This is a genomic window from Pseudoalteromonas denitrificans DSM 6059 (assembly GCF_900112265.1).
Lineage (GTDB): Bacteria > Pseudomonadota > Gammaproteobacteria > Enterobacterales > Alteromonadaceae > Pseudoalteromonas > Pseudoalteromonas denitrificans.
The window spans coordinates 38,788-54,676 of the sequence record NZ_FOLO01000022.1 but is presented as its reverse complement, the minus strand read 5'-3'; the positions used below and the strand labels follow the sequence as shown (position 1 = coordinate 54,676).

At 34.5% G+C, this 15,889-nt stretch carries 12 protein-coding genes; 10 read left to right on the top strand and 2 right to left on the bottom strand.

The features are described 5' to 3' along the window. Window positions 1-12: 12 nt before the first annotated feature. The 3 genes from BM088_RS14280 to BM088_RS14270 all read left to right on the top strand — a co-directional run bounded on the left by BM088_RS14280 (window position 13) and on the right by BM088_RS14270 (window position 2,395). Window positions 13-915: a hypothetical protein gene (locus BM088_RS14280; protein WP_091985260.1), complete on the top strand. Its 903-nt coding sequence runs from the start codon at window positions 13-15 to the stop codon at window positions 913-915. Between the two features lie 566 nt (window positions 916-1,481). Further along, the gene (locus tag BM088_RS14275) at window positions 1,482-1,850 is read left to right on the top strand and encodes a hypothetical protein (RefSeq protein WP_143085082.1); all 369 of its coding nucleotides are present in this window, start codon (window positions 1,482-1,484) and stop codon (window positions 1,848-1,850) included. A 125-nt stretch (window positions 1,851-1,975) separates the two neighbouring features. Continuing rightward, window positions 1,976-2,395 (top strand): hypothetical protein, encoded by a 420-nt coding sequence (locus BM088_RS14270; protein WP_091985254.1) that lies wholly within the window; start codon window positions 1,976-1,978, stop codon window positions 2,393-2,395. A 374-nt stretch (window positions 2,396-2,769) separates the two neighbouring features. Here the strand turns inward: BM088_RS14270 and BM088_RS14265 are convergent, their stop codons facing one another. Further along, window positions 2,770-4,929 carry a prolyl oligopeptidase family serine peptidase gene (locus BM088_RS14265; protein ID WP_091985251.1) on the bottom strand — a complete coding sequence of 720 codons (2,160 nt, stop codon included), beginning with the start codon at window positions 4,927-4,929 and terminating at the stop codon, window positions 2,770-2,772. Window positions 4,930-5,868: 939 nt separating this feature from the next. On the opposite strand from BM088_RS14265, the gene BM088_RS14260 reads away from it, so the two are divergent. From BM088_RS14260 to BM088_RS14240, 5 genes are all read left to right on the top strand, one after another. Next, window positions 5,869-6,765, top strand: coding sequence for a GGDEF domain-containing response regulator (locus tag BM088_RS14260; protein WP_091985247.1), 897 nt, complete (start codon window positions 5,869-5,871; stop codon window positions 6,763-6,765). A gap of 65 nt (window positions 6,766-6,830) precedes the next feature. Further along, complete coding sequence (locus BM088_RS14255; RefSeq protein WP_091985243.1) at window positions 6,831-7,205, top strand: response regulator; 375 nt, start codon at window positions 6,831-6,833, stop codon at window positions 7,203-7,205. 131 nt (window positions 7,206-7,336) lie between these two features. After that, complete coding sequence (locus BM088_RS14250; protein WP_091985240.1) at window positions 7,337-7,798, top strand: hypothetical protein; 462 nt, start codon at window positions 7,337-7,339, stop codon at window positions 7,796-7,798. Between the two features lie 420 nt (window positions 7,799-8,218). Next, window positions 8,219-8,650 (top strand): DoxX family protein, encoded by a 432-nt coding sequence (locus BM088_RS14245; protein WP_091985236.1) that lies wholly within the window; start codon window positions 8,219-8,221, stop codon window positions 8,648-8,650. Window positions 8,651-8,716: 66 nt separating this feature from the next. Beyond that, on the top strand, window positions 8,717-9,649 hold the full coding sequence (locus BM088_RS14240) for a LysR family transcriptional regulator (RefSeq protein ID WP_091985233.1): 933 nt from the start codon (window positions 8,717-8,719) through the stop codon (window positions 9,647-9,649). Between the two features lie 30 nt (window positions 9,650-9,679). Here the strand turns inward: BM088_RS14240 and BM088_RS14235 are convergent, their stop codons facing one another. After that, entirely contained in the window at window positions 9,680-11,551 is a 1,872-nt protein-coding gene (locus BM088_RS14235; protein WP_091985223.1) for a TonB-dependent receptor domain-containing protein, read from the bottom strand. Window positions 11,552-11,914: 363 nt separating this feature from the next. On the opposite strand from BM088_RS14235, the gene BM088_RS14230 reads away from it, so the two are divergent. Both BM088_RS14230 and BM088_RS14225 read left to right on the top strand, forming a co-directional pair. Continuing rightward, window positions 11,915-15,178: a hypothetical protein gene (locus tag BM088_RS14230; protein ID WP_143085081.1), complete on the top strand. Its 3,264-nt coding sequence runs from the start codon at window positions 11,915-11,917 to the stop codon at window positions 15,176-15,178. Window positions 15,179-15,312: 134 nt separating this feature from the next. Beyond that, on the top strand, window positions 15,313-15,765 hold the full coding sequence (locus tag BM088_RS14225; RefSeq protein WP_091985215.1) for a hypothetical protein: 453 nt from the start codon (window positions 15,313-15,315) through the stop codon (window positions 15,763-15,765). Window positions 15,766-15,889: the final 124 nt, after the last annotated feature.

The window sequence follows — 15,889 nt, the reverse complement described above, 5'->3', positions numbered from 1 at the left end:
TGGAATATTTAAATGAAATTGATATGTAAAACGATTATTTTAGGATTTTTTTTAGGTGGGGTATTATCTTGTTCAGATGGCGCTCAACAATTTGATCCTGATTTTATTCCCAAAAATACTAAAACGAGCTTTTCGAAATTGAATAGCCCTATCGTGCTTATTGATGAGGCGCATAATAATTTTCTCACAACAAATGGCAGGTATAAGCCATTTTCTCAAGTTCTGTCTAGTGATGGTTATACTGTTAAACCAAGTAAAGAAAAGTTTACTTTAGAATATTTAAAACAAGCTGACATCCTGGTGATTGCAAATGCGCTTGATAGAAACAGACAGGACTGGACTCCTCCATTTGGTGATGCATTTGAAACAGGAGAAATTGAAGTTGTTAAACAATGGGTATCCCAAGGTGGTTCGCTTTTTTTAGTTGCAGATCACACACCTTTTCCAAAGGTCATTGAAAAGTTATCAGCTGCTTTTGGTTTTGAGTTTAGTAATGGACATGTCCGTGTCGCTGTCTTTCGTCTTGATGATAACTCTTTAATGGATCATTCAATAACGAAAGGTGCGCCTCACTCCGAACGTATTACTCAAGTTAAAACATTTGGTGGTTCAGCTTTTCAAATACCAGAGACTGCAAAACCCCTTTTAATGCTTGGCAAAAGTGCAACTTCTCTCGTACCAGATGTACCTTTTCAAGTAAATGCAAAAACGCCTAGAGTATCAATGAATGGCTGGTATCAAGGAGCCGTTTTAGAGGTTGGAAAGGGTCGAGTTGCGGTATTTTCTGAGGGAATGGCGTTCTCATCACAACTTATTGTTTCAACTGGTAAGAAGCACGGCTTGGTCTCAGGTGGTGCAGAACAAAATGAACAGTTTCTCCTCAATGTCATGCATTGGCTGTCAAAGGTGATATAAATGAGAGCTGTGCCAGTATACTAATGCTAGCCATATACATTAAATGTTTGTCATGTGGCTATTAAGCATCGTTTACCACAAACACATATAGAGGCAGTCTTATTACAGTTTCATCTTAGCCTGTTCTTTACTTTTAATTCTGACAAAATGTGTTTTTGTTTTTTTAAGCGGTTAACAAATCAACTCGGCATCATTGGCATTATTTTTCATTTTGACGATTAAAGTATAAAAATTTAGGAGCCATGATATGAACATCGTGTCCAAGTTTATAAAAACCTTTCGTCCAGCAGTGAGCGTCAGAGCTGATTTACAAAGTAATAATACAGTTTGTAGTTGAGTAATTTTCTACTAGTAGCTTATCTCGATTAATTGTTCTACGTAAGTTACACTTGTGATGTTCATCAGCAGCATAGATACTGAAAACTAATTTAGCGGCCTTAATTTTAAAGAATGTATGCCAACTACTTAAATTAAAGGCATATAAACCCTCCCTTAATTGAATGTTCTTCTTTCAATATGGCACAATTATCAATTAGATGGGGAGTCCATATAATTCGTTAGGTGTGATGTATAAATTAATAATATTAGTCGTAGCATTTTTATTCACTATCTCTTCTTGCGCTGATGAGATTTTATGGCGAGTAGACAAAAATGCATTCGCTTTTTGCAATCAAGCTAAACGGTCAACTTGTTTTGTTATAGTTAATAATACTTCTACGGATGTAAGCCTTATTGAAAATAAAAATGTTGGTAAGTTGGGAGTTACATCCAAAGAAAAATACAACCGTATTGTAACTTTTCCATCCAAATGGCAACGTACTGATGATAATGGCGATTTGATTATATTTACTACTCAAGCCTGGTTGAATGGTCAACGGTATACCACGAGTGGTATGGTATTTGTTGATAAGCAGGGTAAATACGTGCATCAATGAATCGTATTTAATAACGTATTAAATCTGGCGTCATACATTTGGTTTACGTTCATTTTTAGCTAATATAACCAAGCATTATCCGTATTTTATGCGGGTACTAGGTTACACTGAGGTTCCATATAAGTATGAATATCTTTTTAATCGCTGCAGGTGCGTTGAGTGCCATTGCTGCAATTTTACATTTAGGTTGCATTTATTTTGGAGCATCTTGGTATCGTTTCTTTGGTGCTGGAGAGCAAATGGCGTTGCTTTCTGAGCAAGGCAGTATTCAACCAACTATAATAACGAGCGGCATTTTTCTTGTGCTTTCTATTTGGGCAATGTATGCATTTTCTGCTGCTGGTATTATTTTTAAACTTCCATTAACTCGATTAGCGCTTGTATTAATAACTCTAATTTATTTTGCTCGTGGGATCGCAGGTTTCTTTTTAATAAGCTCACCTATGGGGCGTTCGCCTGAGTTTTGGATTTGGAGTTCTGCTATTTGTTTATCTATTGGTATTGTTCATTTTATTGGGTTAAAACAACAATGGGCAAGCTTATGAGTAAAATAAAACGCAGCCTAAAAAAAGGCTATCGCTTTATCGATATAAAAACTAATCTTATTTTTTGTTTTTACGCCATAGTTTAATATCTTCAGAGGGTAAAAGTGAATATTCTCCGATAGTGATTATGGGCGTTAATGAGTGTTTTTGTTCGTTTAGTAAACCGAGACTAATACTCATTTTTCGAACTAAGCAGCCAAATTACATTATTTTATCTTTTTGGTATTTCCCGACTCAATATCAATAGTAGGAATATGCATTATTTTTGCGACAGAAGTAGAAAAGAGCTTCTTTTTAGTAAAAAAAAGCCAAGATTTGAATCTTGGCTTTTGGTTATCTAATTAAATTATAAAATTGTTTTATAACAATCATTTTTAGAGATTTTTAATGCCCATATTATATAAAGTGAAACCATATATATCGGCATATTGCTCTATAATTTTACTTGTTGGTGTGCCTGCACCATGGCCTGCATTTGTCTCAATACGGATAAGAGTTGGATTATTACCAGCTTGCTTTGCTTGTAATTGAGCTGCAAACTTAAATGAATGCGCGGGTACAACTCTGTCATCGTGATCACCCGTTGTAACCATAGTTGCTGGATATTTCACCCCTTCTTTAACATTATGAACAGGTGAATAAGCTTTTAAATAGTTAAACATTTCTTTACTTTGATCGGCTGTACCATAGTCATATGCCCAACCCGCCCCGGATGTAAATGTATGATAACGCAACATATCGAGTACGCCAACTGCGGGTAATGCAACACTAAATAACTCTGGACGTTGTGTCATCACGGCACCCACTAATAAACCACCATTAGAGCCACCATTTACAGCGAGTTTAGATGTTGATGTGTATTTTTCATCAATTAAAAATTCAGCTGCCGCTATAAAGTCATCAAATACATTTTGCTTTTGTAACTGAGTTCCCGCTTTATGCCATTTTTTACCGTATTCACCGCCACCCCGTAAATTTGCAACAGCATATATGCCGCCTTGTTCCATCCAAGCTGCACGTGTAGGGCTAAATCTTGGAGTTAAGCTGACATTAAAACCACCATAAGCATAAAGAATTGTAGGGTTAGAGCCATCGAGTTTTATCCCTTTTTTATGCGTAATGATCATGGGTATTTTAGTGCCATCTTTAGAGGTATAAAATACTTGATTAGATTCATATAGGCTGCTGTCAAACTTAGCACTAGACTTACGGTATATATCACTTTCGCCTTTAGTCACATCTAAAGCAAAAGTTGTACCCGGTGTTTTATAGTTAGTGAATGAATAATATAAGGTTTCATCGTCAGTTTTACCTTTAAATCCACGTGCAGTGCCTACACCTGGTAATTCAATTTCACGTATTAATTTACCATTTTTATCTAGTTGTTTTACTTTTGAAATAGCATCAACCATATATTTAGCAAAAATATAGCCACCACCAGTTGAAACACTGAGTACATTTTCGGTTTCAGGGATTAAATCAACCCAGTTTTCAGGAGTTGGTTTTGACGCATCAACAGTAATTACTTTTTTATTAGGAGTATTTAAGTTGGTTACTAAATATAATTTGCTACCGTCATTATCTAATATATATGTATCAGAGTCTGTATGATCTAAAATAGAGACTAGTGGGCTGTCTTTTTTATTTAAATCTTTAATAAATAACTTGTTACCTGATGTTGATACAGAGGCTGAAACTAATAAGTAGTTATTATCTTCGGTAACTGTTCCGTCAACATAGCGATGCTTTTCACTATCGACGCCACCAAAAGCTAAAACATCGTCTTTTTGTGGTGTGCCTAATTTGTGGAAGTAGAGTTTGTGTTGATCCGTTTTGGCACTTAGCTCACTGCCTTTAGGCTTATCGTAACTTGAATAATAGAAGCCTTCATTACCTAACCAAGAAATACCACTAAATTTGACATCGACTAAGGTCTCTTCTATTTGTTTTTTTGTTTTGACATCTAAAATAATGACTTTACGCCAGTCGCTACCACCTTCTGAAATTTGGTATGCAGCAAGAGAACCGTCTTTAGAGAAGCTAAGTCCTGCAAGTGAGGTTGTACCATCTTCACTAAATGTATTTGGGTCTAAGAAAACCTCAACTTTACCTTTTCCTTTTTGGCGATACACAACATATTGATTTTGTAGACCATCATTTTTATAAAAATAGGTATAGTCACCTTCTTTAAAAGGTGCGCCTACTTTTTCATAATCCATTAATTTTTTAAGACTCGCTTTTAATTTATCGCGATAAGGAATTTGTGAAAGATAATCAAAGGTCAGTTTATTTTGCGCTTTTACCCAGCTTGCTGTTTCAGCACTCATGTCGTTTTCAAGCCAGCGATATGGGTCTGCTACCTGAGTATCAAAATAAGTATCGACTACTTTGCCTTTTTTTGTTTTTGGATATTGAATAGCATTAGCTTGAGTTGAGGCTTCTTTTTGAGTATTAAGTTCATGGTTTTGAGAGACTGTATTTCCACAGCCAGAAAGTGCTATAAATACAGCACACGCAAGTGCTTTTTTTATCATTGGATTATTCCCTTGCCTTATTTAAAGCCAATTAAACTATAGGGAAATAGAAGTAAAGTCCAGCTATTGTCGATGAAACTAATTTTGTTAAAGAACAAGTTGTTAGTGCTAAATGATATTGAATTCATGCAGTTGATTTACAATCATTTACGAGAACTAAGATTTGTGATGTTTGATTATTATCAGATGTAAAGGTATTGAATAAATTCATTATCTTTTACTTTCATTATGGCTAATATAAATGATAGCCAAACCATGAGCAAAATTCGTAACGGATATCGCTTAAATAGCATGATATTTTGGTGAAAAATAACCAAGCATAGTCAGATAATCAAACAGGCAGTGTATTTTAAAATTCAAAGCACTGTTCACGTATAACTGAACATTGAATTAAACCCTAGGATAACTCGGATAACACAAGATGTATTTTGATCAAATTGAAAGTGCGATAAATTTTTTACAAAATGGAAAAGAGCACTGATTTTTAAGTACTACTTCATTTTTACTGCAGTATTAATTAGTTGTTCAATATTAAAAAATCGCTTAATTACACTTTTATTTAGTTTTATGTTGTAAGGAAGTCACATGAATGAGTCGTGGCGCACGCTTTGTACCAATGCGACTCTATTAGAGCGTTATGTTTGACTTATTAAGTAGGAAAACTGATTATTTTACACACTCTTCCCTAAATGAAGAAAGTATTAGAATAAATCAAAATAACTGAGAACTGTTACGGTTTATAGAGGGAAAGTAAATAGAAGTATAATGCAAATCAGTGACGTTTTTTTGAATGGCCTCAGGCTACCATTTTTGTATTAATGATGTTGTATTAAGTATCTTGAGTTTAATAGGCTATAATTTAATCATAATGAAGTAATATTGTTTACATAAAAAATTTTAGCTGATTATTAAACTGATCGACAAGGATGGATTTAGTTTATGTTTAGGAATATTAAAAAATTAAATGGCTGTAAGGTTTTAGTTGTCGATGGTTCTTTATCTGTTAGGGAAGTTATCGCACGTTGCCTACATGAAGTGTGTGAGATTTATACTGTTGAATCTGCTGAGCCTGATTTAATATTAATGAACTGGATGTTAGGAAGAATACCTGGACTTGATGCCTGTAAAAAAATTCAATCAATGCCCTCTTTATCAGAAATTCCCATTATATTTGTTACCGCTAATACGAATGAAACACATCAAGAGTTATGCTGGGATGCAGGTGCGATAGATTTTGTAGGTAAACCTATAGTTCCTAAAACGCTAATCAATCGAGTAAAAACCCATCTTAGGTATAAATTACAAACGGATGCTTTAAAGAGAGACTCTTTTATTGATGGGCTAACAAAAATTTACAATCGTAAATTTTTTAATATTGAAATAGTCAGATTATTAAAGCAATACTCTCGTTTTAAACAAGCATCATCAATGATTATGATCGATATTGATTACTTTAAAGAGTACAAGGATACATACGGGCATTTAAAAGGCGATGATACATTAAAAGCGATAGCAAAAGAGCTGAATGATAACCTAAGAAGACCTTTAGATTTGGTACTTCGATATGGTGGGGAGGAATTCGTTATAGTATTACCCAATACCGAATTGAAAGGGGCGTCTGTAATAGCGGATAAAGTGATATGTGCAGTTAAAAATTTAAACTTAGCGCACTCTAAAGGTTTTTCTGATGTCATGACGATTAGTGCAGGCATTAGTGCTGCAGAAGGTTTTAATGTCTGTGATGTGAATACATTCATAAATAATGCTGATAAAGCATTTTATTTAGCCAAAGAAAATGGAATAAACAGAAGTTATCCTGAATTCATATCGTGTTAGTGTGTTAATGAAAGTCGAGATTTAAAAGATTGTTTTAGTAGTATCAATAAATTAGCGAGGTGAATATGTATCATATATTATTGATAGAAAATAATGAAATCGAACGAAGTTCAATCTCAAATAACTTAACTAAAAAGGTATCGTGTGATTTGAGTTTCACACTTGTAAATCATAATGTTAACAATGTGGGTTTAATTGACGAAAATAAATTAGATTTAGTCGTATTAAATTTAAACATGCCAAATGTTATGGGGTATGAAGAAATAAAAACTTTTAAGGCTGATGACGATACGCCGATTATTGCTTATAGTGGCGCTCTTGGTGAGGTTGAACCTGATTCTTTTTTAAAGATAGCTGAGCTTTTAGGTGCTGACTTTGTACTGCCTTCTGAAAAATTAGAAAAAGAACTGCCTCTATTAGTTGAATCGATTTTATTTTAGATAACTCTAAAAGAAGTCGAGACTAATACAACTTATGTGCATTGTGTAGGAATTAAAGTTTCTAGCAAAGCCTAGACGGTTTAGTCCACATTATTTAGCTGAACACTACAGCTTTTACAAAGGAGTTTTAATTGTTCGGTTTGATTAAAAAAATATTTAGAAAATCACCTATTGAAATTATCATTAGGGGAGTAGGTAAAGCGACCTTCAATTTTGAAGAAAAGGCTTGGGAGCTAAATGAACGACCTGAAGACTTAACTAATGGATTAGATTTAAATTTTTGTTGTATCTATGGTGATGAACAAGGACCAAACCAGAAGAGTGTTCAGGCACTTATTCGCTACATCAACGCTCCTGATTTATTGTGGAAATACATAGACAATCGGTTTCAAAAAAAAGCTGCTGAAGATATACCTGAAATCACAATGAATAACTTTAAAGAGCACTTTTATATTTACAGCCTAACGCTATCAAGTCCGAATGAGTTTGAAGTTGGTTTTCATGCACGTAATATAGATATTTTTATAGAGTTGTTTATTGTTAATGGCCTAATTTCAAATATAGAGAAAGATATAGGGTGCTGTACCTTATAATAAGGTTTTTAAAACTGGAAAATGACAGTGTATTGTTGTTCATATCTCAATAAGTTTTTCTTCACTTTTATATATGGTCGTAATGTGATCATAATAGCTTCTAAAAATCACCCTAACGGTATTATAAAATGCTTACTACTTAAATTTGTCATGTCATTTATGTGGGAATGATTGCAGTAGACTTGCTAAAAAAATTTATAATTTTTTGTTCAAGCTACTTGTGCAATTTATTCTAATTTGAAGTGTGTTTCTAGAACTAAATTCAATTTATTGATAGTTTTGAATTTTTATTAAAAAATTTGACTGTGAATTTATTTCATACTATAAAGTCTAAAAAGAAATTTTAATTCATGCTTATAGAGTATCTAAAATAGTGCTCTTGTAATAGTCCTTAAATACATATTAAAACTAGGTAATGAAATGAAAAATTTATTGAAAATACTTTTAAATAATAATAACCATGCTTTAGCGCCATTTATATTAAGACTTGTTTTAGGCATTATATTTATAGGGCATGGCTGGGGTAAGTTATTTGGTGAAGGTAATCCAGATGGTTTTGCTGGTTGGTTAGCGAGCATGGGGTTAGAACCTAGCTATTTACTAGCCGTTGCAGCAGGTTTATCAGAAACCTTAGGCGGAGCATTATTGATTGTAGGGTTATTAACACGCGCAGCTGCTGGTAGCCTAGTTATCGTGATGTTAGTGGCTATCAGTTTTGTACATTTAGATGCAGGCATGTTTGGTAAAGGCGGTTATGAATTTCAATTATTACTGATGGCGGGTGTGATGAGTCTATTAATTCAAGGCCCTGGAAAGTATTCATTGGATGAAGTTATCAATAAAAAATTGTGATTTATTAATTATTAAACTCACTTAATTTATTTTGAGTGAGTTACTTCCAAGCTTTAAGGCTTTCATTTGAACAATTATAAATTATTACCTGCTCTTATTTCATTACTGCAAACACGTAATTTAACTGAATCAGCAAAAGCATTAAATGTAACGCAATCAGCAATGAGTAAAACATTACTGCAAATACGCGAATCATTTCATGATCCTATTTTGATTCGAGAAGCGAATCAGTTTGTTTTAACTCAAAAAGCACAAGAGTTAAAAGATAAGTTACCAAGCTTATTACAAACTTTGGATAACTTATATTTACCAAAAGAGCTCGATATTACCCAGTGTAAGCGCCAGTTTTCACTTGCTTCAAGTGACTATGTTTCACAGTTTTTATTACCTGATATTTGCAGCGAAATGCTTAACGTTGCAGCAGAGATCAGTATTGAGTATCAACTTTGGCAAAAGAGTTGGTTATTTGAATTATCTGACAGACCGCTTGATTTAGTCTCAACTATTGCAGATTCAATACCAGAAAATTTATACGGTAAAAAAATGGCTGAAGATCAATTAGTCATGGTAATGAAAAGGTCACACCCAAAAGCATTAAAAGCACTATCTGTTAAAGATTATGTCAATTCACAACATATTGTAATAAGTGGAGGAGGAGATAAAGACAGTCCTGTAGATGATGCATTATCTTTGATCAACCAAAAAAGAAAAATATTTGCGTCAGTGCCTTTTTTTCAATCTGCAATGGCTTTATTACAACAAACTGATGCTATTTTAACGACTCCTTTGCATATCGCTGCTGATTTTTCGCATCATTATGATTTGCAAATAAAACCTTTGCCGATAGATATCAAAGCACATCAATATTATATACTTTGGCACGCTAAAAATAACCTAGATCCTGAGCATAAATGGTTTCGTGAGATATGTTATAAATTGTTTAAAGCACATTTAGATAAAACGATAAATTATGGTTTGAAGTTACTTCAGCATAAGTAACTTCGGTTAAATTATTTGAAAAAGCAATGACTAAAATTGATACTTTAATTCAATGCCTATTGTTCTTCCTGGTTGAAAATCTGCATCCTCATCAGCTGAGCCATAATAGAGTTTATCAAGTAAATTATTAGTATAAATACTTAAGTCTAAATGTGAGTCTAACTGGTATTGCCATTTTAGATTCCAAATAAAAGCGCTGTTAAGCTGCTCTTCACCATCACCAAAATCAGAGTAAGTTTCTCGATAACTAAAGTGGTTATGAAAACTCGCGTTATCTAATGCTAATGTACTGCGAAAATGCCATTGTGATGGGTTTAAATCTGATAAGGTTTCATTATTTTTATTTTCACCTTGCTGCCATTGGTAACTGAGTTGATGAGATAAATAATCGTTCAATTGAAACTCATAACTTAACTCTATGCCATGAATTTTAGCTTGCTCTATATTCCTATAACTTCGTAAGTCACTATTTATGCGGTACCTTTCAATGTAGTTATCTAAATTTTGCACATAACCACTTAAAGTCAGCTTACTGATATCGTTTTGATAGTATAAATCTAGAGAAGCACCTTTACTTGTTTCAGGTGCTAGGTGTGTATTACCTAAAGTTGAGCCTCTAGGTGTTTCACCGTTAAAATATAATTCAGATAAGGTCGGAAAACGAAATCCTGTACCATATTCACTGTGTAGCTTTAGCGTATCAGATATCTGCCAAGTGGCAGCAAAACTCGTATTTAATTTATCCCCATGACGGGTAGATTTCTGGTATGTATTTTTTTGAGAAATCGTATCATATCGGATTGCAGCCATTAAATTAACTTGATCAACTTGCCAATGATCATCAATAAAAAAACCAATGTTATCCTGTTTACCATCTAACAGCGTATGAGAGAAATTAAGGTGACTGTTTTGGTCAAGCTCTTGCTCTGAAATATTGACACCACGTCTTGCAACCCACTCAACGCCCATTCTTCCTTCGCCGCTTAGAAACTGATGCGATTGGTAGAATAAACTACCTAAAGTATTTGCCTGATATGCGGTTAAGTTTGTTCTGGAATTAATACGTTTTACTTCACTGTCCCAATTTTGGTAGTGATGGTAAAACTTTATGAGCCAGTCTTTTTGATAGCTTAATTGGAATTGGCTTAGACTATGAAACTCTTCAGGGTAAACCGTAATACGTTTATCAGGGAAAAGTTCACTGCTTTTTCCTATATCTTGCGTATTACTGGCCAAAAAGCTGAGTATGAAATCATATTTATTAAGGCTATCCTGATACTTAATTAAACCAGCTGTTTGTTTGAACTGAGTATTTAGTTCTTTATTGTTAGCAGCCAAACTATTTTCAGAATTTCGGTAAACTAAACCTGTTTTAATTTTTTCACTGCCATAGCTCATGGCTAAGCTTGTTTGATCGCCATTCGTTTGCTGATTTATTGACAGGTTTAGGCTTTCAGGTGTGATAGTTGATAAAGCTATCACGCCACCCATGGCTTCAGAGCCAAATATTGTTGAGCTTGGGCCTTTTTGAACAGATACACTGGAAAACAGCTCTGGTGGTATAAAAGAGATTGAATTTCCTGCTCTTCGGTCTGTAATAATAGGAATACCATCAACTTCAGTTCTGATCCTTGAGCGACTTAAACCTCTTAAGCTATAACTTTGCATTAAGCCTCCTTGGCCGTTAAGACTAAGCCCTGGTATTTGCACTAACCAATCACTAATACTGCGATTTAAGCTTAATTTTTCATCAGAAAAAACTAAATCTGTTCTCCCTGAACTTAATGTTTGAGAGTGAAGTAAATTTCTATTTGCATTTACTTGAATGCGTTCAATGAGTTTTAAATCTTGAGGCTCAATGATAGAACTGGCAAGGAATATATAAGCAGGAAAAAGGATCATATTTAAAAACAACTTCTTTAATACAGGTTTAAACCTAAGAATAGATACGCATTATACAGCTTGTTTTAATTTTGCGTATATTATCCTCGCTTTAACAATTGTATCAAATGAATAATGAATATTATTAACTTTAAATTAAAAAAATCATACTCTTATATGATTTTTAAGTAATATTTAGCTTACCTTTAATTAAATTAATCTTTACAACCGTTTACAATGTTTACCTTATTTAATTGACCTTATTAACAAAAAAAAGATACAAATGCTTCCACTTTGTTAGTCAATATACAAAGTACACATAAATAAAAACGCTAAAACGACAAAACAATAAAATGATACAAAGGGAAAATTATGGGAAGTTTCATGTCTAAATCATTGGTTGCAACGGGTGTAATTGTTGCACTTGGTGGTTATTTATATCAATCAAATGAATCAGTATCTAATCAATTACAGTTACCTCAAAAGTTCCAGGATAAGCTTGAAAGAAAACGTATAAATAAAACAAAATACAGTAAGCCAAATGAAGCCGCTGAATTTTTTAATTCAAAGCGTATGCCAATAGGCATGAAAACTTTACCTGTAGAAAAATATGATACAGCGCGTTTGCTTATGCAAAAGCAACCTCATTATGATTTAGCTGCGCAATCTTTTGTATTACCGCAAGAAAATGGTCTTTATCGCTCAAGTGTTGCTGCAAACGATAATGTAGATCGTTGGGAGGAGCTAGGTCCAGGTAATGTTGGCGGTCGTACTAGAGCTATTTTATTCCACCCTGATACACCAGATATGATGTATACAGCAGGTGTTGCTGGTGGTGTATGGAAAACAACTGATGCAGGTGAAAACTGGCAGCCTCTTGATGATTTAATGACACACTTAGCTGTTACAACGCTTAATTTTGAGCCTGGTAATCCAGATGTTATTTATGCCGGTACAGGTGAAGGTTTCCGTTATACAGGTATTATGCGTGGTAATGGTATTTTTGTATCTTCAGATGCTGGTATTTCTTGGGATTCAATCAAATCGACCGTTAATAATTCAGACTTCCATTTCATTTACCGTATTGCCGTTAGTCATAATAATCCGAAGACTATGTATGTAGCGAGTAATGGTGGTTTATTTAAAACTGAAAATGCAGGAACAGATTGGACTAAACTAATTGACGCTGCTGATTTTTCAGTTGAAGCAGGCGATCGCATCTTCCCAGTTGGTTGTTTAGATATTGAATTGAGAACTGATAAAGATGTTGATTACTTAGTTGCAGCTTGTGGTAATCACACTGCGCCTAGCAAGGTACTTATTTCTAAGGATGCAGGTGCAACTTGGAATGTGACCATTGACTCTCTTATTGAAGGTAATGAAGACTTTGGTCGAATTGAAGTTGCATTATCACCTTCTAATCAAGATTCTGTTTATGCTTTAGTGGTAGATGATAAAACAAGTGCATTGCACTCATTATTCCGTTCAATGGATGGTGGTGAAACATGGACAACTCAGGTTAGTCGAGATTCTAGGCCTGAAGAAGCACCTATTGCACGTAGTATGTTAGGATATACCTATGCTGATGGTGTAATAAATGAACAATGTTGGGGAGGGGGTAATGCTATTGGAACCGGTCAAGGTTGGTATGATTTAACCTTAGCTGTTGACCCTAGTGATGCTGAAAGAGTGTGGGTTGGTGGTGTTGATGTACTTCGTTCAGATAATGGCGGTAAAAACTTTGGTATTGCAAGTCAGTGGTGGTTAGATCCTGATGATGAACGTTATGTTCATGCCGATAACCATGTTATTGCATTCCACCCTGATTATGATGGTACAACCAATAAAACCATGTATATAGGTAATGATGGTGGGGTTCAACGCACATTAGATGCACAAGGTAATGTTTTTGCTGTTGTGTCTGATATGTGTCATCTAATGTATTCAACTTGGAATGACGATAACTCAATAGGTTATGCACAAGAAGAATATATCAAGTTTGAAAACATGAATAATGGTTATGCTGTAACGCAGTTTTATCATGGTGGTGTAGCTAGTGATGGCAGTAAATATGCTGCTGGTGCACAAGATAATGGTACTCAAATGGGTACCGAAACAAATGGTCAAGTTTGGGCTGAAATTCGTGGCGGTGATGGTGGTTATACTTCAATAGATCCAACTAATTCAGATATTATTTATTCTTCATATGTTTATAATTCACTACAAGTGAGCTATGACTCAGGTCAAACTTGGAATGAAGCAAGTGTTCAAGGTGAAGATGCTGGCTTTAGATTTATTGCACCACATATTTTAGATGTAAATAAACCTGAGCGTTTATGGACAGGCGGTAATTATATTTGGCGTACAGATGATAGAGGACAAAAGTGGACTCGTGCTTCATCGGCTATGCCTGAGGGCAGTAGTATTACTGCATTTGGCATCGCTACAGGTGACTCTGACCATGTACTAGTGGGTACTTCTCGTGGTTATATTGTTCGTAGCCAAGAAGCGAGTTCAGCTGCAGAGGCTACACAATGGCATCCAGCACAACCAGTCCAAGGTAATGTTTCTTCAATTGCATTTGACCCCAATAATAGTCAAATAGCATATGCGACTTACTCTACTTTTGGTGTTAATCATATTTGGAAATCTGAAAATGGTGGTATTAGCTGGAAAGCAATCGATAATTTAGCCCAAATGAATGGTATTCCAGATATTCCGGTTCATTCAATTGTGGTAGACCCATCTGATAGTAAAAGACTTTATGTTGGTACTGATTTAGGTTTATTTGTATCATTTGATGGTGGTGATAACTGGGTTGTAGAAAACACAGACTTTGCAAATGTAATGACTGAACATTTAACAATTGTTGATAATCAATTGTATGCGTTTACCCATGGTCGTGGTGTATTCAGAGTACAGCTTGGTAAATTACCTCAAGTTCAACTGAAAGATCACATGCTAGAAGTTAATGAAGATAGTGCTTTCTCATTAACACAAGCATTAGTTAGCGATGATATTGCTGACTCAGAAGCTGTAACACATATGTATATTGAATCACTCCCTATGCATGGTACATTAACATTGGCTGATGTTGCTCTTGAAAAAGCACAGCATATTACCTTAGCTGAATTAGATAATGTTAAATATACTCCAGAAGCTAACTATTATGGCGCTGATGAAGTTTATTTACGTGGTAGTAATGGTACTGAGCATAATACAACAAAAGGTCGTTTCACTTTTAATGTTAAATCAGTAAATGATGCGCCTGAGTTCAGTGTTAGTAATGCAAGTATTTCATTAGAAGAAGACTTTTCAACTGCGAGTGATGTTACAGTCACTGCAAGTGAAGTACCTGAGAACGAAAAAGATCAAGTTGTAAGTTATTCAATTTACCCTACAACGTCGACTTTAGTAAATGTTTCATTTAACTCTGAAACAGGTGCTTTAAGCTTAACTTCAATTGAAGATCAGCATGGTAGCGCAACATTTACCATATTAGCTGATGATGGTCAGGCTGTTAATGATACTGCAAGCCAAAATGTGAGCGTGACAGTTAACAAAAAGAAAAGCAGTGGCGGCGGGTTTGGCTTTGGTATGTTAATGATTGGTCTTGCGGGGTTATTTACACGTAGGCTTAAACGATAACGTATAGGTTAAGTTGAATTTTCAGGCTTTAATTCAGCCTGAAAATTCAGGTGTCAAATTAGAAAATTAAACTATATATTTATTAACGTCATTGGCTCTGTCGCTTTTCGGAGCCAATTGTTAAGGAAAACGTAATGAAAAAATACCTTTTTTTATTTGCGGCAAGTGTGTTACTAACGGCTTGCCAAGATGAAAACATTAAATTGGAACAAGCAGTGGAAGAGTCAAAAATACAGGTTGCGGCTTCACCTGCTGAAACAAGCCTTAAGGTGATTGCTTTTAGAGTCTTTTGTTCCGGAAATGTCGTTGACCTTGATGCTAAAGAGAAAACACAATGCAAAGAAAGTAGAGTAAAACAGCAGTTTAATATTTTTGATAGTAATCGAAATCTGATTAAAAAGTTTGAAACAAGTAATGATGAAGCTGTAACACTGATTTTACCTGCAGGTGAGTATTATGTGAGTAATGTCGCAACACCCGTAATGGAACGACAAGAAACAAAATTCATACTTAAACAAGGTCAACAAAAAGAGCTTAATTTAAAAGTATCAGTTACCCTACCTCAAAGTCAGCCTTTACTCAGATAGACTCAGTTGAGGGCAAATCGGTATCTTTTTTTGATGTCACTTAAAACACACTTAATTTTTGTTGCTCCTCATTAAACTAGAGCAACTCAAATTAAATGCTCGCGCACAATTAGTTAGTTTTCAA